Annotated in this window: 20 protein-coding genes and 3 pseudogenes; 12 read left to right on the forward strand and 11 right to left on the reverse strand. The window is 70.7% G+C overall.

Annotated elements, in window-relative coordinates:
- Positions 1-352, forward strand: a 352-nt coding sequence (locus J7E89_RS23935; protein ID WP_214976447.1) for a hypothetical protein, incomplete at its 5' end; no start/stop codon positions are given.
- A 1-nt stretch (position 353) separates the two neighbouring features.
- Here the strand turns inward: J7E89_RS23935 and J7E89_RS23940 are convergent.
- The 3 genes from J7E89_RS23940 to J7E89_RS23950 form a co-directional block, all read right to left on the reverse strand.
- Positions 354-1163, reverse strand: coding sequence for an enoyl-CoA hydratase/isomerase family protein (locus J7E89_RS23940; protein WP_214976448.1), 810 nt, complete (start codon positions 1161-1163; stop codon positions 354-356).
- Between the two features lie 451 nt (positions 1164-1614).
- Positions 1615-3849 (reverse strand): acetate--CoA ligase family protein, encoded by a 2235-nt coding sequence (locus J7E89_RS23945; protein WP_214976449.1) that lies wholly within the window; start codon positions 3847-3849, stop codon positions 1615-1617.
- A gap of 160 nt (positions 3850-4009) precedes the next feature.
- Positions 4010-4912: a sigma-70 family RNA polymerase sigma factor gene (locus J7E89_RS23950; protein WP_214976450.1), complete on the reverse strand. Its 903-nt coding sequence runs from the start codon at positions 4910-4912 to the stop codon at positions 4010-4012.
- A gap of 75 nt (positions 4913-4987) precedes the next feature.
- Here J7E89_RS23950 and J7E89_RS23955 point away from each other — a divergent pair, with 75 nt between their 5' ends.
- Positions 4988-5443 carry a carboxymuconolactone decarboxylase family protein gene (locus J7E89_RS23955; protein ID WP_214976451.1) on the forward strand — a complete coding sequence of 152 codons (456 nt, stop codon included), beginning with the start codon at positions 4988-4990 and terminating at the stop codon, positions 5441-5443.
- Between the two features lie 37 nt (positions 5444-5480).
- Here the strand turns inward: J7E89_RS23955 and J7E89_RS23960 are convergent, their stop codons facing one another.
- Entirely contained in the window at positions 5481-6635 is a 1155-nt protein-coding gene (locus J7E89_RS23960) for an NAD(P)/FAD-dependent oxidoreductase (RefSeq protein ID WP_214976452.1), read from the reverse strand.
- Positions 6636-6791: 156 nt separating this feature from the next.
- Here J7E89_RS23960 and J7E89_RS23965 point away from each other — a divergent pair, with 156 nt between their 5' ends.
- From J7E89_RS23965 to J7E89_RS23975, 3 genes are all read left to right on the forward strand, one after another.
- The gene (locus tag J7E89_RS23965; RefSeq protein ID WP_214976453.1) at positions 6792-7241 is read left to right on the forward strand and encodes a DoxX family membrane protein; all 450 of its coding nucleotides are present in this window, start codon (positions 6792-6794) and stop codon (positions 7239-7241) included.
- On the forward strand, positions 7241-7651 hold the full coding sequence (locus tag J7E89_RS23970; protein WP_214976454.1) for a Zn-ribbon domain-containing OB-fold protein: 411 nt from the start codon (positions 7241-7243) through the stop codon (positions 7649-7651). The genes J7E89_RS23965 and J7E89_RS23970 overlap by 1 nt, the downstream gene beginning before the upstream one ends.
- Positions 7652-7722: 71 nt before the next feature.
- Positions 7723-8202 carry a hypothetical protein gene (locus J7E89_RS23975; RefSeq protein WP_214976455.1) on the forward strand — a complete coding sequence of 160 codons (480 nt, stop codon included), beginning with the start codon at positions 7723-7725 and terminating at the stop codon, positions 8200-8202.
- A 440-nt stretch (positions 8203-8642) separates the two neighbouring features.
- On the opposite strand, the gene J7E89_RS23980 is transcribed toward J7E89_RS23975, so the two are convergent.
- Complete coding sequence (locus J7E89_RS23980) at positions 8643-9053, reverse strand: hypothetical protein (RefSeq protein WP_214976456.1); 411 nt, start codon at positions 9051-9053, stop codon at positions 8643-8645.
- 84 nt (positions 9054-9137) lie between these two features.
- On the opposite strand from J7E89_RS23980, the gene J7E89_RS23985 reads away from it, so the two are divergent.
- Both J7E89_RS23985 and J7E89_RS23990 read left to right on the forward strand, forming a co-directional pair.
- The gene (locus tag J7E89_RS23985) at positions 9138-9953 is read left to right on the forward strand and encodes a helix-turn-helix transcriptional regulator (RefSeq protein ID WP_308315584.1); all 816 of its coding nucleotides are present in this window, start codon (positions 9138-9140) and stop codon (positions 9951-9953) included.
- A complete protein-coding gene (locus J7E89_RS23990; RefSeq protein WP_214976457.1) occupies positions 9950-10198 on the forward strand; it encodes a DUF397 domain-containing protein in 249 nt (82 codons plus the stop codon). Before J7E89_RS23985 ends, J7E89_RS23990 begins: the two co-directional genes overlap by 4 nt.
- A 10-nt stretch (positions 10199-10208) precedes the next feature.
- On the opposite strand, the pseudogene J7E89_RS23995 reads toward J7E89_RS23990, so the two are convergent.
- The 4 genes and pseudogenes from J7E89_RS23995 to J7E89_RS24010 form a co-directional block, all read right to left on the reverse strand.
- Positions 10209-10816: pseudogene (locus J7E89_RS23995) on the reverse strand (hypothetical protein).
- A 20-nt stretch (positions 10817-10836) separates the two neighbouring features.
- Positions 10837-11749: pseudogene (htpX, locus tag J7E89_RS24000) on the reverse strand (zinc metalloprotease HtpX).
- Between the two features lie 92 nt (positions 11750-11841).
- Complete coding sequence (locus J7E89_RS24005; protein WP_214976458.1) at positions 11842-12510, reverse strand: pyridoxal 5'-phosphate synthase; 669 nt, start codon at positions 12508-12510, stop codon at positions 11842-11844.
- 105 nt (positions 12511-12615) lie between these two features.
- Positions 12616-13788, reverse strand: a complete 1173-nt coding sequence (locus J7E89_RS24010) for an acetyl-CoA acetyltransferase (protein ID WP_214976459.1) — start codon at positions 13786-13788, stop codon at positions 12616-12618.
- Positions 13789-14148: 360 nt separating this feature from the next.
- On the opposite strand from J7E89_RS24010, the gene J7E89_RS24015 reads away from it, so the two are divergent.
- Together J7E89_RS24015 and J7E89_RS24020 are read left to right on the forward strand one after the other, a co-directional pair.
- The gene (locus tag J7E89_RS24015) at positions 14149-15393 is read left to right on the forward strand and encodes an acyl-CoA dehydrogenase family protein (protein WP_214976460.1); all 1245 of its coding nucleotides are present in this window, start codon (positions 14149-14151) and stop codon (positions 15391-15393) included.
- A 23-nt stretch (positions 15394-15416) separates the two neighbouring features.
- Positions 15417-15875, forward strand: a complete 459-nt coding sequence (locus J7E89_RS24020) for a nitroreductase family deazaflavin-dependent oxidoreductase (protein WP_374196870.1) — start codon at positions 15417-15419, stop codon at positions 15873-15875.
- 126 nt (positions 15876-16001) lie between these two features.
- Here the strand turns inward: J7E89_RS24020 and J7E89_RS24025 are convergent, their stop codons facing one another.
- Entirely contained in the window at positions 16002-16649 is a 648-nt protein-coding gene (locus J7E89_RS24025; RefSeq protein ID WP_214976462.1) for a TetR family transcriptional regulator, read from the reverse strand.
- Positions 16650-16951: 302 nt separating this feature from the next.
- On the opposite strand from J7E89_RS24025, the pseudogene J7E89_RS24030 reads away from it, so the two are divergent.
- Positions 16952-17755: pseudogene (locus tag J7E89_RS24030) on the forward strand (VOC family protein); the annotation flags it as partial.
- Positions 17756-18289: 534 nt separating this feature from the next.
- Complete coding sequence (locus J7E89_RS24035) at positions 18290-20842, forward strand: PQQ-binding-like beta-propeller repeat protein (protein WP_214976464.1); 2553 nt, start codon at positions 18290-18292, stop codon at positions 20840-20842.
- Positions 20843-20894: 52 nt separating this feature from the next.
- Here J7E89_RS24035 and J7E89_RS24040 read toward each other — a convergent pair whose 3' ends face one another.
- Positions 20895-21488, reverse strand: a complete 594-nt coding sequence (locus J7E89_RS24040) for a hypothetical protein (protein WP_214976465.1) — start codon at positions 21486-21488, stop codon at positions 20895-20897.
- Between the two features lie 263 nt (positions 21489-21751).
- Between J7E89_RS24040 and J7E89_RS24045 the strand changes: the two genes are divergently transcribed.
- Complete coding sequence (locus J7E89_RS24045) at positions 21752-22024, forward strand: hypothetical protein (RefSeq protein ID WP_214976466.1); 273 nt, start codon at positions 21752-21754, stop codon at positions 22022-22024.
- Positions 22025-22028: the final 4 nt, after the last annotated feature.

Genomic DNA, 22028 nt, shown 5'->3' on the forward strand with positions numbered 1-22028 from the left:
AGCCGGGAGAGCACTTCAAGTGCCGCCGTACTTCGCTGCCCGGGACTTCACCGGGAGCTGGATCGAGCCGAGCGTGGGTGACGGAGCGTTTCTCCTCGTACGCCCGGACGGGACGTACACGGTACGCCGCGGCGACTGCCGCGAGCGCGGCACGTGGCGCACCGCCGACGGTCCGGACGAGCGGCTGACGCTGCGCATGCGGCGGGGCGGCGGGGCGGGGGCCGCGGGGTGCGTGCCGGGGGCGGGGTCGGTGCTGCGGACCGGGGGCCATTACAGCTCGCCCACTGTGCACTTCACGCCGGGCGACGGGGCGAAGGGCAGCCGGGCGGAGCTGGTGGTGTACCGGGACTGACCTACAGGCCCCGGTACTTGGGGGTACGCCGCTCCACGAAGCTCGATACGCCCTCGTTGGCGTCCGCTGTCGTCATGTTGATCTCCTGGGCGGTCGCCTCGGCGGCGAAGGCGGTGGCCCGGTCGACGTCCAGGGATGCGTTGACCAGTTGCTTGGCGAGGGTGATCGAACGGGTCGGGCCACTCGCCAGCCGCTCGGCCCAGGTGCGGGCGGTCTCGGTCAGGTCGGCGTCCGGGACGACTCGGTTGACCAGTCCCAGCCGCTCGGCTTCGGCAGCCGGGACCGTGTCGCCGAAGAACATCAGCTCCTTCGTGCGCTGCGGGCCGATGAGCCGGGGCAGGAGGTACGCGCCGCCGCCGTCCGGGACCAGGCCGCGTCGTACGAAGACTTCGATGAACTTGGCGGATTCGGCGGCGAGTACGAGGTCGCAGGCGAAGGCGAGGTGGGCTCCGATGCCGGCGGCGGTGCCGTTCACGGCGGCGATCACTGGCTTCTCGCAGTCCAGGACTGCGCTGATGAGCCGCTGGGCGCCGAGTCGGATCGTACGGGAGACGTCGCCGGCCACGCGTTCGCCGCCGCTCGAAGGGGCCCCGCGCAGATCCGCGCCGGCGCAGAAGCCTTTGCCGGTGGCGGTGATGACTACGGCGCGGACGGCGGGGTCGGCGGAGGCGGCGGTGAGGAGGGCGATTATGCGTTCGCGCTGGTCGCGGGTGATGGCGTTCATGGCGGTGGGGCGGTTGAGGGTGATCCATGAGACGCCGTTGTCGGTGGCGTGCAGTACGAGTGTGTCGACGGGCGGGTCGGTCGTCATGTGCTCGCTCCTGGTGGTGTGTTGGGCTGCGGGTTGCCTGCGGCGCCGTCCCCTACCCGCGCCTTCCCGAAACTGTGGCTCCGCCCCAGGCCTCGGTCCTCAAGCGCCGGACGGGCTGGAGTGGGCGGGGGGTGCTTGCTGGGGCTCCGCGCCAGACCTCGCTCCTCAAACGCCGGAGGCTGGAGCGGGCCGGGGTCGGCTCACCTGAGCCAGGGGCTCCGCCCCAGTGGAGGCTGCCGCGCTCTGCGAAAGGGCCGCCCTCTGGGACTCCAGGCCGGCAAAATCCAGCCCGTCCGGCGCTTGAGGACACGCCCGAAGGGCGTCCGGGGGGCTGGGGGCTTGCCCCCGGTTCGGGAAGGGGCGGGTCGGGGAAAGCCCCGCGCAGCGGCCCGCAACCCGCGCCGCAACCACCGCCCACCCACCCACTCACCCACCCCCACCCACTCACCCCTCACCGACAAACCGCCAGCGCGTCCAGTGCCACCGCACCCTGTCCCCGCGGGAGGATCATCAGGGGGTTGATGTCCAGCTCCGACAGGTCGTCGCCCAGTTCCAGGGCCATCCGCTGGACCCGCAGCACCACCTCCACCAGCGCGTCCACATCGGCCGGCGGCGCCCCCCGTACGCCCTCCAGCAGCGCGTGCCCGCGAAGTTCGCCGAGCATGGCTCGCGCCTGGTCCTCGCCGAAGGGGGGTACGCGTACCGACGCGTCCCGCAGGACCTCCACCAGTACACCGCCCAGCCCCACCGTCACCGTCGGCCCGAACAGCGCGTCCTGCGTGACGCCGACCATCATCTCGACGCCCCGCTCCACCATCTGGCACACCAGGACGCCGTCCAGCTCGATCCCCTCGTACCGCGCGATGTCCGTCAGCTCGCGGTACGCGTCGCGGATCTGGCTGGCGGACGTCAGGCCGACCTTCACCAGGCCCAGCTCGCTCTTGTGCGCGAGCCGTGGGCCGGACGCCTTCATCACCACCGGGTAGCCGACGAGCCCCGCCGCCCGTACGGCCGCCGCCGCACTTGTCACCAGCTGCTCGCGCGGTACGCGGATGCCGTACGCCCGCAGCAGCTGCTTCGCCGCGTGCTCGCTCAGCTGCTCGCCGGGGCGCATCAGCGCCTGTGCCTTGCGGAAGGAGGGGGACGGGGTGCGCGGAGCGTCGTCGAAGGGGGAGCGGTAGGAGGCGGTGAAGCGGTGGTGGGCCAGGTAGGCGCGTACGGCCGAGATGCAGTTGCCGAAGGTACGGAAGGTCGCCACGCGCGACGACCCGAGCAGCGTCTCGCGGTACGCCGCCTCCGTACCGACCGGCGAGCCCCACACCACGCACACCAGCTTGTCCGTCGCCTCGGCCGCCGCCGCCAGGTCTTCGGCCAGTTTGTCGCTCATTGGGGGGAAGGGGCCCGTGATCGGGCAAATCAGGACCCCGACCCCCGGGTCCGCCAGTATCGCGTCGATGATCTTGCGCCCGCGCCAGTCACCGACCGGGTGGCCGCCGTTGTCGACGGGATTCGCCACGCTCAGGTAGTCGGGTATCCACTCGTGCAGCTCGGCCTGCCTGGCCGCCGAGAGCTCCGGCAGCCGGAGCCCCGCCGCTGTCGCCAGGTCCGCGAAGTGCGCGCCCGTACCGCCCGAGATCGAATAGACGACGACCCCGTCGGCCACAGGCTTGCGCGCCCGCGCCAACAGCGCGGCCGTGTCCTGGAGTTCGTCGAGTCCGTCCACCCGGATCACGCCGAACTGCCGCATCGCCGCGTCCACCACCTCGTCCGCGCCGGTCAGTTTGCCGGTGTGTGAAGCTGCCGTACGGGCGCCCCTCTCCGTACGTCCTACCTTGACCGCGACGACCGGCACTCCCGCCTGCGCAGCCCGGTCGGCGGCGAGGAGGAAGGAGCGGCCGTCCTTGAGGCCTTCGACGTAGCAGGCGATGGCGCCGACCTCCGGCTGCTGGGCGAAGTACGAGATGAAGTCGGCCGTCTCCAGGTCGGCCTCGTTGCCGGTGGGCGCCCAGTGGGAGAGGCGGATGCCGAGCTCCTGGAGGGCGTGGAGGGGGCGGCCCTGGTGGCCGGACTGGGTGATCAGGGCGATGGCGGGCCCGTCCAGGTCGTCGCGGAAGGTTTCGAAGGCGTTGAGGTTGGTGTTCGGGCCGAGCAGCCGTACGCCGGACCGCTCCACCGCGGCGGCCAGCCGCGTCTGCGCGGCCGCGCCGGCCTCGCCCGTCTCGGCGAAGCCGGAGGCGAAGGCGACGGCGAACTTCACCTTCGCCTCGCCCAGTTCCCCGACCACCGGGACGGGGTCGGCGACCAGCAGCACCGCCAGATCGACCTGCTCGGGCAGGTCACGGACGGAGGGCACGCAGGGCAGTCCGAAGACGGACTCGCGCGTGGGATGGACGGGGTGCAGCCGGGCGCCGACCCGCTCGGCCCAGGCGATCAGCTGCCGGGTGATCCCGGTGTTCGGCCTGCCTTCGGCGTCGGACGCGCCGACGACGGCCACCGACTCGGGCCGGAAGAACCGGTCGAGGTCGGGGACCGACGTGTACAGCGGCCGGCCGCTGACATCGAGGTCGCCGGCCGCGGTGGCGGTGGGGGTCGCCGTGTCGTGGACGGCGGCGTGCGGAACCTCCCCGCAGGCCACAACGCGGGCGCGGAGATCGGTGGTCAGGGTGCCGTGGGTAGATCCAAGCATGTCTCAGCCCGCTCCTGCTCGTCGGCCAACGTAACTGACGCATTGTCAGATTACTGAACTGACGGCTCGTCAGGAACAGTCTGGTGAGCAAAGCCTGGGGCCGGATGTGTCGCGCCGGCCCGTGATCAGCACCCAGGCCCCCTACCCCAGCTCCCTCCCGTCAGTCGTCCAGGGCGGGCAGCTCGATCCGGCTCAGGCGGTCGCGGTCGGCGAGAATGTTGATTTCGACGATCTTCCCGTCCCTGATGGTGAAGTCCATGACCGAGAACGTCTGACCGTCCAGCCCCGTGACGAGCCCGAACGCCCCGTTGACGAGCGCCGGGCGCGAGTACATGGAGAAGCGGGAGAACATGAGCGCCTGCTCGACCACGGCCCGCGCACCGCGAACAAGCCTGGACGCGAACGTGGCCCCCGTGGCCTCGGCGCCGGCGTCCGCCCGCAGGACGACGTCCGGGTCCAGGAGCGCGAGCAGCGCCTCGAAGTCACCGCCGCGCGACGCGGCGAGGAAGGCGTCGACGACCTGCCGCTGGCGGCCGAGGTCGGCTTCCGGCTGCGGAGAGCCCTGAACCCGGCGGCGGGCACGGCTCGCCAGCTGCCGGGTCGCGGCGGGGGTGCGTTCGACGATGGGCGCGATGTCCTCGAAGGGCACGGCGAACATGTCGTGCAGAACGAACGCGAGCCGCTCGGCGGGCGGCAGTGTTTCGAGTACGACGAGGAGTGCGAGGCCCACCGAGTCCGTCAGCAGGGCCTGCTGCTCGGGGTCGGCCTTGTCGGCCCGGCTGACCACAGGATCCGGCACATGCTCGTACTCGTACAGGTCGATGGGGTCCTCACGCCGTGAGGCGCGCGAGCGCAGCATGTCCAGGCACACCCGCCCGACGACGGTCGTCAGCCAGCCGCCCAGATTCGCGACCTCGGTGGTGTCGGAGCGGCTGAGCTTCAGCCAGGTCTCCTGGACGGCGTCCTCGGCCTCGCTCAGCGAGCCGAGCATCCGGTAGGCGACGGCGCGCAGGTGCCCGCGGTGGGCCTCGAAGCGCTCCGCAAGAAATTCGTGGTCGTCCATCGGTCACATTCCTCGGGCGAGTTCCGTCAGTGCGGTAACGAACGAAAAAACGAACAGACTTGAAGGAGAACAATCATGCAGGTACGGATGCAGAACCCCGCAGTGGTTATCCCCGAGGCCATGCCCGCCATCCTCAGCGTGCTCAAGGCCGCGAAGAAGGGCGGCGTACCTGAGAAGACGCTGGAGCTGGTGCACCTGCGCGCGAGCCAGATCAACGGCTGCGGTGTGTGCGTCGACGGCGGCGCGCGCAGCGCCAAGAAGGCGGGCGAGAGCGACGAGCGCCTGTTCGCGGTGGCGGCCTGGCGGGAGACGCCCTACTTCACCGACGCCGAGCGCGCGGCGCTGGCCCTGTCGGAGGCCGCGACCCGGCTGAGCGACCGGGCAGAGCCGGTGCCGGACGACATCTGGGACGAGGCCGCGAGGCACTACGACGAGAAGCAGCTCGCGGGCCTCGTGCTGTACATCGGCATAACCAACTTCTTCAACCGCCTGAACGCCACCACGAAGCAAGTGGCGGGCGCTGGTTGGTAGGCAGGCGGGTGCCACTGATACGGGGCGGGCGGCGCAGTCAGCCTCTGGACAGCGACCTGGCGATTTTGCGGGCGTCGATCGCCATTTCGCGGAGCATCCCACTGATGGGGTTGGTGAAGCCGACGAAGTAGAGCCCCGGAGCCTGCGCGGAGGCACGGCCGCCGTGGGGCACTGGCGTTCCGCGCTCGTCCAGTACGCCGAGATGGCCCACCAGGCCTTCCAGCGCCCGCCGGTAGCCCGTCGCCGAGATCACCGCGTCCGGGGAGATCACGGTGCCGTCCGCCAGGACCGCCTTGCCGCCCTCGAAGGAGTCGAGTGCTGCGACCGGTTCCACCTTCCCGGCCCGTACGGCGTCCAGGAGGCCCACGTCCTGGACGGGGATCGCGCCATCCTTCACGCGCGAGTACAGGCCCGTGTCCGGGCGGGGCAGGCCGTGTTGCGTGAGGTCGGGTACGGAGATCCGGCTCACGAGGCGTCCCACGCGGTCCACCAGCCGGACCGGCAGGCGGCGTACGAGAATGCCGGTGCGCTGCGCGGGCCAGCCCGCCGTCGAGCGGCGCACGATGTGCGGGACGGTGCGCACGGCCAGGCGGACGCGCGACGCACCGCCCTCCACCAGGTCCACCGCGATCTCCGCACCCGTATTGCCGGTGCCGACGACCAGGACGTCCTTGCCCTCGTACGGGCGCGGGTTGCGGTAGTGCCGGGCGTGCGTCAGGTCGCCGGTGTACGAGTCGCGGCCCGGCCACTCGGGGACGTACGGCGTGTGGTTGTAGCCGGTGGCGACCACGACCGCCGAGCCGGTGAGCTGACGGCCGCCGGTGGCGTGCAGCAGCCAGCTGCCGCCGCTCTCGCGGGGTCCGGGTTCGATACGCGAGACCTCGACCCCCGTGACGATCTCCAGCTCGTGGAACTCGGCGTACTTCTCCAGGTACCGGACCACGTTGTCCCGCGACACCCACCGCCCGAACGCGCGCGGCATCGCCAGCCCCGGCAGGCCCGACAGGCGCCGCGTGGTGTGCAGGTGCAGCCGGTCGTAGTGGCCGCGCCAGGACGCCCCGACGGCGTCGGACTTCTCCAGTACGACAGCGCGTACGCCCTGCTCGCGCAAGGCCGCCGCGGCGGCGAGTCCGCCCGGACCGCCACCTATGACGTAGACGGGGTGGTGCCGGTCGGTAGTGGTATTGGCCATGATTCGGCAGCGTAATGACGAAAGTTGTTGATGGGTCTCGGTCAAGACCGAAATCGGTTGCGAATCGGTCACGGACAGTTGTCGGCTCGTGCCTCTTGCGCGCGGTCCGTCTCATCCGTTGAACTGACGTACCGTCAGGAAGTCGGGAGGAACGGAATGCAGACCATCTGGCTCGGCGGCGCGGAGTGGCTGGCCGTGCTGCGCATCGGCCTCGGACTGTGGTGGCTGGAAAGCTGGCGCCACAAGGACAAGAAGGGCTGGTTCGAGCGCGGTACGGGCATCGCCTGGGCGGCGGACGTCGCGGGTAAGCACAAGTGGCCGACGGTGAAGCGCGGCTTCGATGTGGTTGTCGCGCCGCGCCCGAAGGTGATGGCGTACATCGTCGTGTACGCCGAACTCGCTTTCGGGCTGGGGTTGGTCGTCGGGTTCCTGACACCGATCGCGCTGGCCGCAGGCCTGCTGCTGAACTTGCTGTACCTCGTTCTGATGATCCACGACTGGGCCGAGCAGGGCCAGAACGCCATGATGGCGCTGATCGCGCTCGTCGCGCTCTTCGCCATGTCCTGGCAGACCTGGTCCCTCGACCACGCGATCGGACTCTTCTGATGAGCGCCGCCAACGCGGCGGTCCCCGACATCGACGCGTTCACGCGCCCCTACTGGAACGCCGCCGCCGAGGGGCGCCTGCTGCTGCGCCGCTGCCGCGCCTGTGCCCGGCCGCATCACTACCCGCGGGAGTTCTGCCCGTACTGCTGGAGCGAGGACGTCGAATGGGAGCGGGCGAGCGGCCGGGCCACGCTCTACACCTGGTCGGTCGTCCACCGCAACGACCTGCCGCCCTTCGGTGACCGCGTCCCGTACGTCGCGGCGGTCGTCGACCTCGCGGAGGGGCCGCGCATGATGACGGAGGTCGTCGACTGCGCAGAGGCGGATCTGCGGATCGGCATGGAGCTCCAGGTCGTCTTCCGGCGGGAGGCGGGCGAGAGGGCGGTCCCGGTCTTCGGGCCTCGGCGCTGACCCGTATCAGTCTTGGGCGCCACTCGTTCGGGGGATGGCGCCCCCATCACTTTCAAAGTAATTTCAAAGTCATGAGTGCTGAGAACGCGGCTGTGAACTTCTCCGAGCTGGTGAACAAGAACAAGCAGACGCTTTCCCGACTGAAAGAGTCGCCACGTCTGCTGCTGCATCGAAGAGACGGGGAGGACCTCGTCCTGACCACCGCCGCGCGGGCCGAGCAGGACCAGACCGTGGTGTCCGCGGCCACCCGCATGCTCGCGGCAATGGCGCGGCGCGACCCCGGCGCCACGGAGCTGCTCCTGGACATACTGCCGGACGCCTTCCCGTGGATCCGGTACCTGCCGGAGCCGGATGTCCACGCGTTCGCCGTCGAACTGGTCGACACGATGCGCGCCGCCGACTCCATCGTCAACAGCGCGTCCGTCGCCCAGATGCTCATCGCGTGGCAGCACACCGCTGAGGTCTATTCCGATCCGGAGCTGCTGACCGCGCTGACCACCGATCACGACGCGGACTACGGCCCTGCGCCCGACCCCAGGGCCAGCGCGTGACGGTCGGCCGCGGAGGCCGCGTTGCCCCTCCGGCACCGGAAGGCCAGTGGGAGGTCCGATTCGCCGACGCGGCCTCGGCCAAAGGCTGGGAATCCCTTGCCCAGCAGGCGCGTGAGAATACCTACCGTGCCTGGATCGCCATCCGCACGGATCCGAAGCCGCCTGTACAGACGCCCCGTCACCACTCGCTCAAGGGCAACCTGGCACACGGAACCCACCGCGGACAGACCTGCGAGCAATGGCAGATCGAGGTAACCGGCAGCGGTCGCATCTGGTACCTCGTGGACACCGTCCGTGACACGTGCTGGATCACGTACGCCGGCACCGGACACCCAGGAGCCACGGACCGTTGAGTTCCACTTTCACGTTCCGGCTGGACGAGGTCGAGGAGGCGGTCCCGGTCGTCCGCCCGCGCCGCTCACCCGCCCGCCGTCTTCCGGTCACCACTCGTCGTCCGTGACCAGCTGCGCCATCACCAGCCCGTACAGCAGCTCCACATCGACGAACTCCCCCTCTTCCGGAGCCCCGCACCGCCATGTCAGCGGATACGTGTTGCCGGTTGCCCCCGGGATTCCCACGTACTGGTCCCTGGCGGCCGGCCCGAAGCACTTGGCCCCCGGTGGCCAGTCGTACTCCTTGCTCGATCCGGCCGGCACCAGGAAGTACGTCCACCGCCCGCCCGCGATCTCCCGCACGACCGGCCCGGGTTCACCGTCGGTGAGCGTCGCGAGGTGGTGCAGCACGGCCTCGCCTCGTACGCCGCGCAGGCGGATGGCGTCGAAGTGGATGCCGGTGAGGTGGAGTTGATGCCCCGCGGAAGGTACCCAATCGGGGAGTTTCTTGCTCGTCATGCCTACGAGCATCCTGGCGGTTGCGTAGCGTGACCAGGAGGACGCGGTCCACATCGGACGAATGTGGTGAGTGGGGTGGTGGCTGTGGGGACGAGTGTCGAGCCGTCGCATGTGCGGAGGCTGGTGGGCGGCCTGATTCGCATCCATCGGACGCGGGCCGGGCTCACGCAGAAGGACGCGGCGGAGAAGCTGCTGGTCTCGGAGTCGCTGATGGGGGCGTACGAGCGGGCGGAGCGCATCCCGGCGCTGGACTTCCTGCGGGATGCGGATCAGGTCTTTGATGCTGGTGGAGCGTTGACAGCGTGCATTGCGCTGATGGAGGAGGAGAAGTACCCGCCGAAGTTCCTGGACTGGGTGCGGCTGGAGCGACTGGCTCGGGTTATCAGCGCGTACGAGGCGTTGCTCATCCCCGGGTTGTTGCAGACGGAGGCGTACGCGCGGGCGCTGTACGGGGTCCGCGTACCGGCGTACACAGAGCAGGAGATTGAGCAGCACGTCCAGGCCAGGCTGGAACGTCAGGCCGTGCTGACGCGAAACCCGCCGCCGCGCATCGGGTTCGTTGTGGAGGAGTCGGCACTGGAGCGGCCGATCGGTGGCGCGGAGGTTCTGAAGGAGCAGCTTTGGCATCTGCTGGACTGCATGCGGACGATGAGCCACTTGACGTTGCAGGTGATGCCAACGCGTCGCCACACGCACGCGGGGCTGCACGGCGCAATGCAGTTGATGGGCACGGCGGAGGGGCGCAATCTGGTGTACACGGAGGGGTACGCCGGAGGTACGTTGATCTCCAAGCCCGAGCGTGTCAACGAGCTGATGGACCTCTTCGGCATCCTGCGGGCTCAGGCGCTTACTCCTTGGGAGTCTGCGGAGCTCATCGAGAAGAAGGCGGGGCAACTGTGAACACGCGACCCGAGCTGGCCTGGTTCAAGTCGAGTTACAGCGACAACGAGGGCGGCGCCTGCGTAGAAGTCGCCTACGACTGGCACAAGTCCAGCTACAGCAGCAACGAGGGCGGCGCCTGCGTAGAGGTCGCCGCCTGCCCCCACGCCGTCCACGTCCGTGACTCCAAGGTCACCGACGGGCCCACGTTCGCCGTCACCCCCGCCGCCTGGGCAGCGTTCGTAACTTCCGCCGTGACTGACTGACCGCCCGCTCCTACAAGCCCGGCGCGCCCCACACCGGGAACCACCGGGCCAAGTCCTTCTCCACCCGCAGGTCGTCCCCGAGCAGCGCGTTGACCTGCAACTCCACCTGGCTGTCGCGTTTCTCCTCGCCGCCTGGCAGCGGGGCGAACGGGTAGAACGTGCCGCGCTTGTAGAGATAGACCAGGGCCAGTGAACGGCCCTCCCCGTCCCGGAAGCCGATCAATGAGCACAGCAGGTGCGGGCCGAAGCCGGCGTCCTGGAGCAGGGTGTTGACCGCGTCAGGTCGTTGACCAGGTCGACCAGGGCGGCGGCCGGGTCGTCGGCCGAATGGCGGGCCAGCAGCCAGGTGTAGCCGTACGCGTCCCTGCTGAACTCCACCGGGGTCCCGCCCCCGCCCGCATCCCCATCCGTGTCCGCGTCGAGGAGTTCCCGTACGTCCTGCTGGAGGCGGGCGAACGTACCGCCCTCCACGCCCGCGAAGCACACCGAGCCGAGCCCCGTCGGTGTGAAGCCCGCGCCCGCCTGGAGGGTGAGGGCGGCGGACGGGACGGCGAAAAGCTGGTCGAGGTCGGGGCGGACCGGTTTGCTGCGGCCGAGGATGGTGTCGAGCAGACCCACAGGAACTCCTTGGCTGGCTTTCAGGGGCGTGACAGGTCGGCCGCGATGCGGCCCAGCTGGTCCAGGCGTTGTTCGAGGGTCGGGTGGGAGGAGAGGAGCCGGGCCAGGCTCTCCGTCGCGGCGAAGGCGGGCACGAAGTAGAAGGCGTTGTACGGCTCCGCCTTCCGCAGGTCCTGGGTCGGGATGCGGGCCATCTGCCCGCTCACCTTGGTCAGGGCCGAGGCGAGGGACGACGGGCGGCCGGTGAGGAGTGCGGCGGTGCGGTCTGCGGACAGTTCGCGGTAGCGGGAGAGCAGCCGGGTGAGGAGGAAGCTCACCGCGTACACGACGGCGCTGATCAGTGGGATCAGCATGATGATGATGCCGGCCGGGTCGTTGCTGCGGTTGTTGCGGGCGAAGCCGCCCCACAGGGCGACGCGGGTGACGAGGCCGGGCCAGTACGCCCAGGAACGAGGCGATCGTCATGATGGCCACGTCGCGGTGGGCGACGTGCGACATCTCGTGGGCGAGGACGCCTTCCAGTTCCTCGGGCTCCAGCCTGCGCAGGAGGCCGGTGGTGGCGCAGACGAGGGCGGTGCGCTCGCTGCGGCCGGTGGCGAAGGCGTTCGGTACGTCGCTCTGCGCGATGGCGACCCGGGGTTTCGGCATGTCCGCCAGGGCGCAGATCCGGTCGACGGTGCCGTGCAGCTCGGGTGCTTCCTCGGGGGTGACCTCGCGGGCGCCCATGCCGTAGGCGGCGATGCGGTCGCTGAACCAGAACTGGGCGATGAAGACGCCGCCCGTGATGACCAGGATGATCGGCCAGGCGCCGCGCAGGGCCGCGAGGAGTACGCCGACCAGCACGACGTACAGCAGACCGATCAGGAACATGGTGGTCACCATGCGGGAGGTGAGACCACGGTCGGGGGCGTAACGGGTGCGGGTGCGGGCCATCGGCGCCTCCAGTCCCGAGTCCCTGGGGCTACATGTCTATGCCTCTCCCATGGTGCCCCTTTCTGGTTGAAATCGAATAAGGTTCGCGCTCGTCACGGCCAGAGCAGCTCCCGCTCCCACGCGCCGCCGGCCTCCCGCTGGTATCGCAGGCGCACATGCCGTCGCCTGGCGTCGCCCTGGAAGAACTCCACCTGCCGGGGCTCGACCACGTACCGCGTCCAGCTTCGACTCTCCGCGTCCGGTTCGGCTACCGCCCGCTCCCAGGCGGCCTCCGATGCCCTCACCAGTTCCTCGTACGAGTCGAGGACCTCGCTCTGGCGTCCCACAAGGGCCGAAGCCAGGGCGCCGGTCGAGCGCGCATGCAGATCGGCCTGGCTCTCCGCGGGGGTGGCGGCGGTGACGCGGCCCCGTATCCGTACCTGCCGGCCCTGAGCGGGCCAGTAGAAGCCGAGTGCCGCGTGCGGGCGGGCGGCGAGGTGGCGGCCCTTCGCGCTGGTGGCGTGCGTGGCGAAATGCCAGCCGTGCCCGTCCGCGTCGTGGAGCATCAGCGTCCGTACGTCGGGCAGGCCGTCCTCGTCCACGGTCGCAAGGCTCATCGTGTGCGGCTCGGGCTGCCCGGCGGCGACCGCCTCGGCGAACCAGGCGTGGAAGAGGCTCACGGGGGTGCGGGGCGCGGTTGCCGGGTCGAAGGCGGGGAGGTCGATGTCCCACACGCGTTGGGCGTGGAGCAGGTCCCGGAAGGCGTTCTGTGCATCGCTCATGGCCTCATTGCACACCACCGACCGCCGGTGAGCGGACGAAGGGCCGGGCGAACCGAGTGGAAGACCAGTGACAGGTCAGAGATGGGCCGGCCATGCAGGCAACGGCTAGCGCCCCAGCACCACCGTCCCCGACGAGCAGAACCAGCCGCCAGTCCCCGACGCCACCGCGAGCTCCGGCAGCCCGCCGTCCGCTCTGCGGACCTGGCCCTCGCCCGCCTCGCCGCGCAGCTGCCGTACCGCTTCCACCAGCAAGAACAGGCCCCGCATGCCGGGGTGGCAGGCGGACAGGCCGCCGCCGTCGGTGTTCACCGGGAGCGCGCCGTCGCGGAGCAGCCGGCCTTTCTCGACGAACGCCCCGCCCTCCCCCTTCCCGCAGAACCCGAGGTCCTCCAGGGTCACCAGCGTCATGTAGGTGAAGGCGTCGTAGATCTCGGCGAGGTCGATGTCCGACGGGCGCACCCCCGCCCGCTCGAAGGCCAGGCGTCCGGAGGCCGCCGCCGGGGAGACCGTGAAGTCGTCCCACTCGGACATGGTGGTGTGCGACACGGCGGTCCCGGCGCCCAGCACCCACACCGGAGCCTTTGCCGCATCCGGTACGTAGTCCTCTGCCACCAGCAACACCGCGCAGCCGCCGTCGCTGCGGATGCAGCAGTGCAGCTTGGTGAAGGGGTCGGCGATCAGCGGGCCGGAGAGTATGTCGTCGGTCGTTATCGGGTCGCGGAACATCGCGTCAGGGTTCGTCGCCGCGTTCGCCCGCGCCTGGACGGCGACCTCGGCGAGCTGCTCCAGGGTCGTGCCGTATTCGTGCATGTGGCGGCGTGCGGCCATCGCGTACTTGGCGACGAGCGTGTGCCCGTACGGGACTTCGAACTGGAGGGGCCCGCGGGCACCGAACGAGAGGTTTGAGGTACGGCGCCGTGCCTTGATGTCGGCGCGGGCGGTCGAGCCGTACACCAGGAGTACGGCGTTGGCGTGGCCGGCGGCGATCGCGTCGGCGGCGTGCGCTGCCATGACTTCCCAGGTGGAGCCGCCGACTGTCGTCGAGTCGACCCAGGTGGGGCGTAGGCCGAGGTACTCGGCGACCTCGATCGGGGCGAGCGTGCCGAGGCCGGCGGACGCGAAGCCGTCGATGACGGACCGGTCGAGGCCGGAGTCGGCGAGGGCGCGGCGGGCGGCCTGCGCGTGCAGGGCGTACGGGGTGGCGTCGTCGACGCGTCCGCAGTCGGAGAGGGCTGTGCCGACGATGGCTACCTTGCGGGTGGGGTGGGTTGGCAGCATAAAACTGACGGTACATCAGATGTCGGTGTGTGCGGCTGGGCTTGGTGGAGTTGGGGCCGGGGCCGGGGGCTGGGTGGCCGCTGGCGGGGCTTTCCCCGACCCGCCCCTTCCCGCTGTGACACCTTGCAGCTCCGCCGCGTGGGGGCTCCGCCCCAGACCCCGCTCCTCAAGGCCGGAGGGGTTGGAGGGGCTGGAGGGGGCCGCTGGGCGCGCAAATCCAGCCCGTCTGGCGTTTGGGGACACGCCCGAAGGGCTCCGGGGTAAAACCACCGCCCGCACCCTCGCACCCCCGCACCCCTGTGCATCTCACTCACCCGCCCCTAACATGACGGCCCGTCAGACGGACAGGGAGGGAGTTCCATGGACGCCGCCTTCACCGTGGAGCAGGACGAGATCCGCCGCACGCTGCGGGAACTGCTGGCCAAGCGATGTGGTCCCGATGAGGTGAAGGCGGCCGTGCGGACCACCGCCGGGTACGACCCCGACCTCTGGCGGCAGCTCGCCGAACAGATCGGGCTGCCCGGACTCGCCCTCCCCGCCGCCTACGGCGGAGTCGGCTGCGGGACCGTCGAACTCGCCCTCGCCTGCGAGGAAACGGGCCGGGTCCTGTTGCCGTCCCCGCTGCTCGCCACCGCCGTGCTCGCCGCACCGCTGATCGCCGCGCTCGGTACGGACGCCCAGCGCGCCGCCCTGCTCCCGCCCGTCGCCGACGGCATGCTGACTGCCACCCTCGCCGTCCCCGGCGGCGGCCTCTCCGCCGCGCTCGCCCTCACCGGCGACAACGCCGGCGGCGAGTGGGCGGGCGGTGGCCGGTCCGGCGGCGTACAGGCCCGGCGTACGGCTGCGGATGAGCGAGACGGAATCTGGACGCTGTACGGGGAAGCCGAGCAGGTGCTCGACGGGCACAGCGCCGGCCTGCTGCTCGTCGCCGCGCACACAGGCGGCTTCGCCCGCAGCCGCACCTTGCTGTTTCTCGTACGGGCCGACGCCCCGGGGCTGGTCCGGGTACGGCAGACCGCCCTGGACGAGACCCGGTCCCAGGCGCGTATCCAATTGCGCGACGTGGAAGGTGAGTTGCTGGGGGCTGACGACGCCGCCGATGTGCCCGCCGCGCTGGCGGAAGCCGGGCGTACCGCCGCCGTCATGCTCGCCGCCGAGGCGGTCGGGGCAGCCTCGTACGCGCTTGAGCGAACCGTCGATTACGTCAAGACGCGCGAGCAGTTCGGGCGCGCGATCGGCTCCTTCCAGGCGGTCAAGCACCGGCTGGCGGACCTGTACGTACAGGTCCAGGCCGCACGCTCGGCGGCGTACTACGCGGCCTGGGACCCGGCTGCCGGGGGCCTCGCGCTCGCGCACGCCGCCGAGGCGCTGCGTACGACCGCGGGGGAGGCCGTCCAGTTGCACGGCGGGATCGGATTCACGTGGGAGCACGACGCGCACCTGTACTTCAAGCGGGCGGCGTCGGACGAGCTGCTGTTCGGCCCCGTCCACCGCCTCCGCGACCGCGCGGCGCAGGTCGCGGGGCTCTTCGGTACGGAGGGACACGCGGAGGGCGCAGCGGTGGGTGACGCGGTGGGAGTGGCGACGCACGGGGTGACGGGCTGATGCCGCCGCCCGGAGTACGGCTCATGCAGAAGGTGTCCTCGACCCGCGCCTTCGCCCGGATCGCCCCGCACTTCATCCCCGCCATGGACCGCGCCGTCCACCGCCTGACCCGCGGCAAGGTGATGCTGAGCGCCCAGATGCTGCCGGGCGTGATCCTCACGGTGAAGGGCGCCAGGAGCGGCCTGCCGCGCACCACGCCGCTGGCGTGCATGCCGGAGGACGGCGGCAGGTGGATTCTGATCGGGAGCAACTTCGGCCGGCCGGGGCATCCGGCCTGGACGGCCAACCTCATGAAGCACCCGGACGCCAGTATCAGCTGGCGGGGCAAGGACATCGAGGTCAGGGCGCGGCGGCTGGAGGGTGCCGAGCGGGAGGAGGCGTGGCAGGCGGTGCTGAAGTTCTGGACGCCGTACGCGACGTACCAGGCGAGAGTGGAGCGGGAGATCCGGCTCTTCCGGCTGGAGGAGCGGCGAAGCCGCTGAGAAATGCCGCAGCGGCGGACCGGTATGGGGCCGCCGCTGCGTAGACAGGACTGTGGGCTGGGACTGGGGACTGGGTGACTGGGGTCGGGTGCGAGAGCTCGGTCGGGCTCCGGGAAGTCCGGTGGCCTACTTCGTCGGCTTCTTGCCGGTGATGCCCAAGTGCACCAACAGTGCCAGGTTGGGGCGCAGTTCGGTCTGCTTCACGCCCCAGGTCTGGAAGCCCTTCTGGTGCGAGGCCACCGCGGCCAGCATCGCGACGAGCGAGCCGGCCATCGCGGCGGGGCTGATGTCCTTGTCGACCTTGCCCTTGGCCTGGAGCTCTTTCACCGTGTCCGTAAGGGAGTTGGTCACGGAGTTCAGGATCTTCATGCGGATCTTGTAGAACCGCTTGTCGCCCTCCGCCGCGCCCAGGTCGACCACCCGGAGGATGGCGTCGTTTTTGCGCCAGAAGTCGAGGAAGCCCTCGACAAGCGCTTCGGAGGTGGCCCAGCCGGCCTTGCCGACCCAGGAGCGGCCGGAGACGAGTTCGGTCAACCCGGCGCCCTCCTTTGCCATTTCTTCCGCGATTTCGAGGACGGCGCCCTCCACGTCAGGGAAGTACTGGTAGAACGTCGCGGGTGAAGTCCCCGCCTTCCGGGCCACATCGATGACTTTGACGTCGCGGTAGGGCGAGGAGCTGAGCATCTCGCTGAGGCAGTCGAGCAGCTTCTGCCGCGTCGCCTGACCGCGTCGTCCGGCCACGCGGCCGTCGACCGTGCGTACTTGTCCTGTCATGCCGTCAGCTTACCGAGGGGTGATCGGAGCGCGATTCGGCCGACTGCAAATGGGGAACCAGCCAGCGGCCCCGGCCCGCTCCTGTGCGCCACCGCCCCGCTGACCGCCTCGTACCCGAATAGTCTTATCAACAGCCTGTGGACAACTTTGGTGGACAACCCGGTTCCACCATGGCGTGATGCCCCGTAATGAGCCAACTGTTCGAATTCTTCTCCGCTGCGTGGAGCGCGGTGGCCCGTTAGCTTGAATGTGACGGGCGCCACAGCTCGCCCCTGCCCTGCGCGACGGAAGGAGCCGGGCTCATGGCCGTATATGCGGAAGGCATGCCGTGCTGGGTGGATGTGACGCTGGCTGACGTCGAAGCGGGCAAGCGTTTTTACGGTGGGCTGTTCGGCTGGACTTTTGAGGACCCCGGCATCGACGAGCGGGCCAGAACGCGATGGTCGGGGCGGGCCGGACAGGTCACCTTCGTCAACGCCCTCAGTGACGCCAAGAAGGTCGCCGCCCTCGCGCCCAAGCTCGACGGCCGCATGCCTACCGCCTGGGGCGTCTACTTCGCCACCGACGACGCCGCGGCGCTCGCCCGCAAGATCAGGGACGCGGGCGGCCAGATGGTGACGGACCCGCTGCCCGTGCCCCCGCTCGGCACGATGGCTGTGGCCGCCGACCCCGGCGGCGCGGTCTTCGGGCTCTGGCAGGCGGGCAGCCATGCCGGTTTCGAGAAGCGGGACCAGCCCGGCTCTTTCTGCTGGACCGAGGTCTACGCGCGCGACAAGGACCGGACCGACCCGTTTTACGAGACGGTCTTCGGCTTCCAGGGTTTCGACCTCGATCTCGACGAACCGGGCCAGGACTTCAGAATGTGGTCCCCGGCGGGCGCCGAGCCCGGCCCCGATGCCGCGATCGGCGGCCGCAGCGTCATGGGGGACGCCTTCCCGGTCGAGATGCCCGACCACTTCTTGGTCTATTTCGTGGTCGATGACTGCGACGGGGCCGTGTCGAAGACCGTCGACCTCGGCGGCCGGGTCCAGGCGCAGCCCTTCGATACGCCCTACGGCCGGATCGCGGTGCTCACCGACGATCAGGGCGCCACCTTTGCCGTGCTGGCTGAATTGCCGGAGTCTGCCGAGACGGGTGAGGCTGCTAAGACGGGTGAGGCTGCCGAGACGGTGGAGAAGGTTGAGACAGCCGAGAAGGTGGAGACCGTCGAGACGGCGGAGACTGCCGAGGCGGCGGAGGCGGCCGGCCGTGCTGCGACCGCCGAGGCGGGGGAGGCGGCTGAGACGGCTAAGACGGCTGAGACCTCTGCGGCAGCTGAACCGGCTGAACCGGCAGAGTCTGCTGAACCGGCGCAGTCCGCCGACTCGGCCGACTCGGCCGAAGTGGCCGAAAGCGGCGAGGTTGCCGAGCGCCCCGAGCCCGACCGGCCTCGAGAAACCGGCACGTAGCAGCTCATTCCTCACATTTCACGCCTGCGTGACCTGTCCGAATCCGGGTGAGACACCCCGGTCCGCCCCCGGGTTCGCCACCACCGCCTCCGACAGGAAGAATCAGGGTGCGCACCGCTGGGTGGTGCCCAGTGGTGAGACGCTTCACGGGGCTGTGTTCACGGCCTCGTACGGGGAGGTGGCAGGCAAGTTATGGAGCAGCTGACGCAGCATGACCCGCGGCGGATCGGCCCGTTCGAGGTACTGGCCCGGCTCGGGGCCGGTGGCATGGGGCTGGTCTATCTCGCGCGGTCGGCGTCCGGCCGGCGCGTGGCGATCAAGACGGTAAGGACCGAGCTCGCCGAGGACCAGCTGTTCCGCGTCCGCTTCACGCGCGAGGTGGAGGCGGCGCGGGCCGTCAGCGGCTTCTACACGGCCGCCGTCGTGGACGCCGACCCGCGGGCGGCGGTGCCGTGGCTGGCTACGGCGTACGTACCCGCGCCCTCCCTCGAAGAAATAGTGAATGAATGCGGGCCCATGCCGGCCCAGGCGGTGCGCTGGCTGGCGGCGGGTATCGCCGAGGCGCTCCAGTCCATCCACGGGGCGGGCCTGGTCCACCGCGACCTCAAGCCGTCGAACGTCCTGGTGGTGGAGGACGGACCGCGCGTCATCGACTTCGGTATCGCGTCCGGCGTCTCCAACACTCGGCTGACCATGACCAACGTCGCCGTCGGTACGCCCGCCTACATGTCGCCCGAGCAGGCGCGCGACTCGCGCAGCGTGACGGGCGCGAGCGACATCTTCTCGCTCGGTTCGACGCTGGTCTTCGCGGCGACCGGGCATGCGCCCTTCCACGGCGCGAACCCGGTCGAGACCGTCTTCATGCTGCTGCGCGAGGGCCCCGACGTAGAGGGTCTGCCCGACGAGCTGCGTCCGCTGATCGAGTCCTGCATGCAGATGGAGGCGGTACGGCGACCCAGCCCGGCCGATCTCCAGGCGCAGCTCTCGCCGCACCTCTTCGACTCCGGCGAGGACGACAGCGGTACGGCGTCGGCCTGGCTGCCCGCGCGGGCCACCGCGATGATCGAGCAGCGGCGGGGCGGGCGTCCCGCTCTGCCGTCCACGCCGAGTACGCCGCCGGCCCGGGCGCACTCCACGCCGCCGAGGCCGCCGGGCCCGCCGCCGTTCGCCCCGGTGGCGTCACGGTCGCAGGCTGCGGCATCGGCATCGGCATCGGCGTCGGTTCCGGCTTCCGCTGCGGGGCCGGCTCCGGCTTCGGCGTACACGGATGGGCGCGCGCCTCAGGGCGCGCACGCCGGCCATGCGGCGCAAGGCGCTCAGGGCGCCCACGCCGGACAAGCCGGTGACCATGCCGCCCACGCTCCGCAGCATGCCGCCGTACGCCTGCCCGGTGCGAAGGTGCCGATCGGCCCAGGCCCGCGCGTCGTCGACGGCCGCACCGCCGCCGTTCACGCGCACGGCGAGCAGGCCACGGGTTGGATCCGGCCCCCGGCCGGGGTGAGCGCCTCCCCGAACGGTGCGGACGCCCACGCCGGCGTCGTACCGCCGCCTTCCACCGCCCCGCCGCCCCCGGCCATTCCGCCGCCCGCACAGTCGGCGGACGGCGCGGGGCCGTCCGGGGGATGGCGGCCGTGGCGGTTCCGCATGTCCAACGACGTGTGGGGCACACCGGCGGTAGCGGGCGACCTCGTATACGTCACCTCCTTCGAGGTGCACGCCCTCGACGTGGCCAGCGGCCGGCGACAGTTCAAGACGCGTGACGTCGCCTGGGCGATGGCGGTCGCGGGCGGGCGTATCCACGCCTCCGACGGCCCCACGCTGTACGCCCTCGACGCGGCCGACGGCCAGGAGCGCTGGCGGCTCCAGACCGATGCGTGGGTGTACTCGCTCAAGGCGCACCGCGGCACGGTCGTGACCGGCACGCGGGGCGGCGGCATCCAGGCCTGGGAGGCTTCCAACGGCCAGAAGCTGTGGGAACTCACCGGCGCGCAGAGCGACTTCGAGACCCCGGAGGCCGGTCCCGCCGTACACGACGACACGGTGTACGTGTGGAAGGACGCGCGGCTGCGTGCCCTGGACGCCCGTACCGGCATGGAGCGCTGGTCGTACCCGATCGGCGACGCGGCGTCCTGCGGGGGAGTCCCGCTGCGGCTGACGTCGGCGCCGGACGGCTACGTGTACGTCGCCGCCGGGACCCGCGTCCTCGCCATCGACGCGGCCGGCGGCCATGTGCGGTGGCACTTCGAGGCCCCCGCCGTCTTCCTGAGCCCGCCCGCCTTCGCGCCGGGTCCGGCCGTCACGGGCGGTGGCATCTACCTCGCCGACTACCTCGGCACGGTGTACGCCCTGGACGCCTCCACCGGCAAGGACCGCTGGCGCATCGCCACCGAGTCCCGTCAGTCCATCGAGCCGGTGCTCGTCGCGGCGGGCAACATCCACGTGGGCAGCGGCAGCGCGCTCTACACGCTGGACGCGGTGACCGGCACGCCGAAGTGGCGCTTCGCGGCGGGCGGCGAGGTGGTCGGCGCGCCGGTCGTCTCCGACGGCCGTGTGCACTTCGGCTCGGCCGACCACTGCCTGTACACGCTGGACGCGAGCGGCGGGCAACTGCGCTGGAAGCTCGCGACGGGCGGCGAGATCACCGGGTCGCCGGTGGCCCAGGGTGGTGTGGTGTACGCGTGCAGCAAGGACCGGTGTGTGTACGCCCTGGACGCGGTGAAGGGCACGGCGACGGGCCGGTCGTAGGGCCTGGGCCCGTCACCCGGCCCGTCACCCGGCCCGTCACCCGGCCCGTCGGTCAGGGGTGGTACGGCGATGGGCCCGGCCGGTCGTCCCGGCCGTCCCGGCCGTATCCGCCGCCGCGCGGCGGCGGATACCTGGGGAAGGGCTCTTCCTCCTCCGGTACGGGCTCATGCTCCTCCCGCGGTACGGGCTCGCGCCGCCGGTGTTTGTTGCCGTCCACGCGATGCCTGCGCCGCTGCCCGCGCCCGAGCATCGCGGCGGCGGCCAGCAGGAGGAGTGCGCCGCCCGTGAGTGCGTAGGCGACGCCGACGTTCAGGCCGGTGCCGTCGTTGTTCACCGCGAGGCTTCCCTGCGCCTGGCCCACACGGACCATCCAGAAGACTGTGAACCCGAGCACGACGACCCCGGCGAGGGCGACCGTCAGCCGGGACCTCAGCAGTAGCCCGACCAGGGCCACCAGGGCGGCGAAGGCGAACGGCAGCAGGATCGATCCCACGAGCCCGGCCTTGCTCTCCGTAATGCCGCTGAACAGATCACCGATGCGGTACTCGCGCCCGAGACGGCCGTCGTACCAGGCACGGAAGGGGCTCAGAACGGCGGCCGTCGCTCCCACGAGAGCCAGGACCCAGCCGAGGACACTGCGGAACATCGGCGGCCTCCTTCCGGTGGCTCTGGATCACGACGCTACGCCCACAGTGCGGCGGTTGCCAGTCACAGAAGGGGGCGTTCGGTGAACGGCGAGCGGTGAACTGCGAGCGGTGAACGGCGGTCGGTGAACCCGGGGCTGATGAAGAGGTCCGGGCCAGATGGCCTACCAGGCGGCGCGCTGCTGCGCAGGCCGCCCGATGCTGTGCCGTGAGCGACCCGGCATGCGCCGGGAGCGACGGACTTCCAGGAGGTACGCCGGCCGGCATGTGTGCAGCACCCAACCACCGCGGTAGACCCCTCCGTCCCCGACTGCGGTCGACCGCCGCCCTGGTCGCGGCCGGGGCGTATGCGATCGGTCTTACGGCCACACGGGGCACCATCCCGGGCTACACCCAGTTCGTCGCCGCCACGCCCGACGGCAAACGCTCCGTGGCGGTCTCCGTCAACACCCAGTTGAGCCAGCGGGAAACGCCTGAGCTCCTGGCAAAGCTGCGGAAGGTCCAGGAGGACTTCGTCTGCGAGCTGTTCCGCCGCTGAGGTC

It is taken from the genome of Streptomyces sp. ISL-100 (genome assembly GCF_018614615.1).
In the GTDB taxonomy this organism is placed as follows: domain Bacteria; phylum Actinomycetota; class Actinomycetes; order Streptomycetales; family Streptomycetaceae; genus Streptomyces.

Coding starts and splice junctions, on each gene's coding strand:
- J7E89_RS23940 (WP_214976448.1), bottom strand. CDS start 1,163: ATGACGACCGACCCGCCCGTCGACACACTCGTACTGCACGCCACCGAC.
- J7E89_RS23945 (WP_214976449.1), bottom strand. CDS start 3,849: ATGCTTGGATCTACCCACGGCACCCTGACCACCGATCTCCGCGCCCGC.
- J7E89_RS23950 (WP_214976450.1), bottom strand. CDS start 4,912: ATGGACGACCACGAATTTCTTGCGGAGCGCTTCGAGGCCCACCGCGGG.
- J7E89_RS23955 (WP_214976451.1), top strand. CDS start 4,988: ATGCAGGTACGGATGCAGAACCCCGCAGTGGTTATCCCCGAGGCCATG.
- J7E89_RS23960 (WP_214976452.1), bottom strand. CDS start 6,635: ATGGCCAATACCACTACCGACCGGCACCACCCCGTCTACGTCATAGGT.
- J7E89_RS23965 (WP_214976453.1), top strand. CDS start 6,792: ATGCAGACCATCTGGCTCGGCGGCGCGGAGTGGCTGGCCGTGCTGCGC.
- J7E89_RS23970 (WP_214976454.1), top strand. CDS start 7,241: ATGAGCGCCGCCAACGCGGCGGTCCCCGACATCGACGCGTTCACGCGC.
- J7E89_RS23975 (WP_214976455.1), top strand. CDS start 7,723: ATGAGTGCTGAGAACGCGGCTGTGAACTTCTCCGAGCTGGTGAACAAG.
- J7E89_RS23980 (WP_214976456.1), bottom strand. CDS start 9,053: ATGACGAGCAAGAAACTCCCCGATTGGGTACCTTCCGCGGGGCATCAA.
- J7E89_RS24005 (WP_214976458.1), bottom strand. CDS start 12,510: ATGAGCGATGCACAGAACGCCTTCCGGGACCTGCTCCACGCCCAACGC.
- J7E89_RS24010 (WP_214976459.1), bottom strand. CDS start 13,788: ATGCTGCCAACCCACCCCACCCGCAAGGTAGCCATCGTCGGCACAGCC.
- J7E89_RS24015 (WP_214976460.1), top strand. CDS start 14,149: ATGGACGCCGCCTTCACCGTGGAGCAGGACGAGATCCGCCGCACGCTG.
- J7E89_RS24020 (WP_374196870.1), top strand. CDS start 15,417: ATGCAGAAGGTGTCCTCGACCCGCGCCTTCGCCCGGATCGCCCCGCAC.
- J7E89_RS24025 (WP_214976462.1), bottom strand. CDS start 16,649: ATGACAGGACAAGTACGCACGGTCGACGGCCGCGTGGCCGGACGACGC.
- J7E89_RS24035 (WP_214976464.1), top strand. CDS start 18,290: ATGGAGCAGCTGACGCAGCATGACCCGCGGCGGATCGGCCCGTTCGAG.
- J7E89_RS24040 (WP_214976465.1), bottom strand. CDS start 21,488: ATGTTCCGCAGTGTCCTCGGCTGGGTCCTGGCTCTCGTGGGAGCGACG.
- J7E89_RS24045 (WP_214976466.1), top strand. CDS start 21,752: ATGTGTGCAGCACCCAACCACCGCGGTAGACCCCTCCGTCCCCGACTG.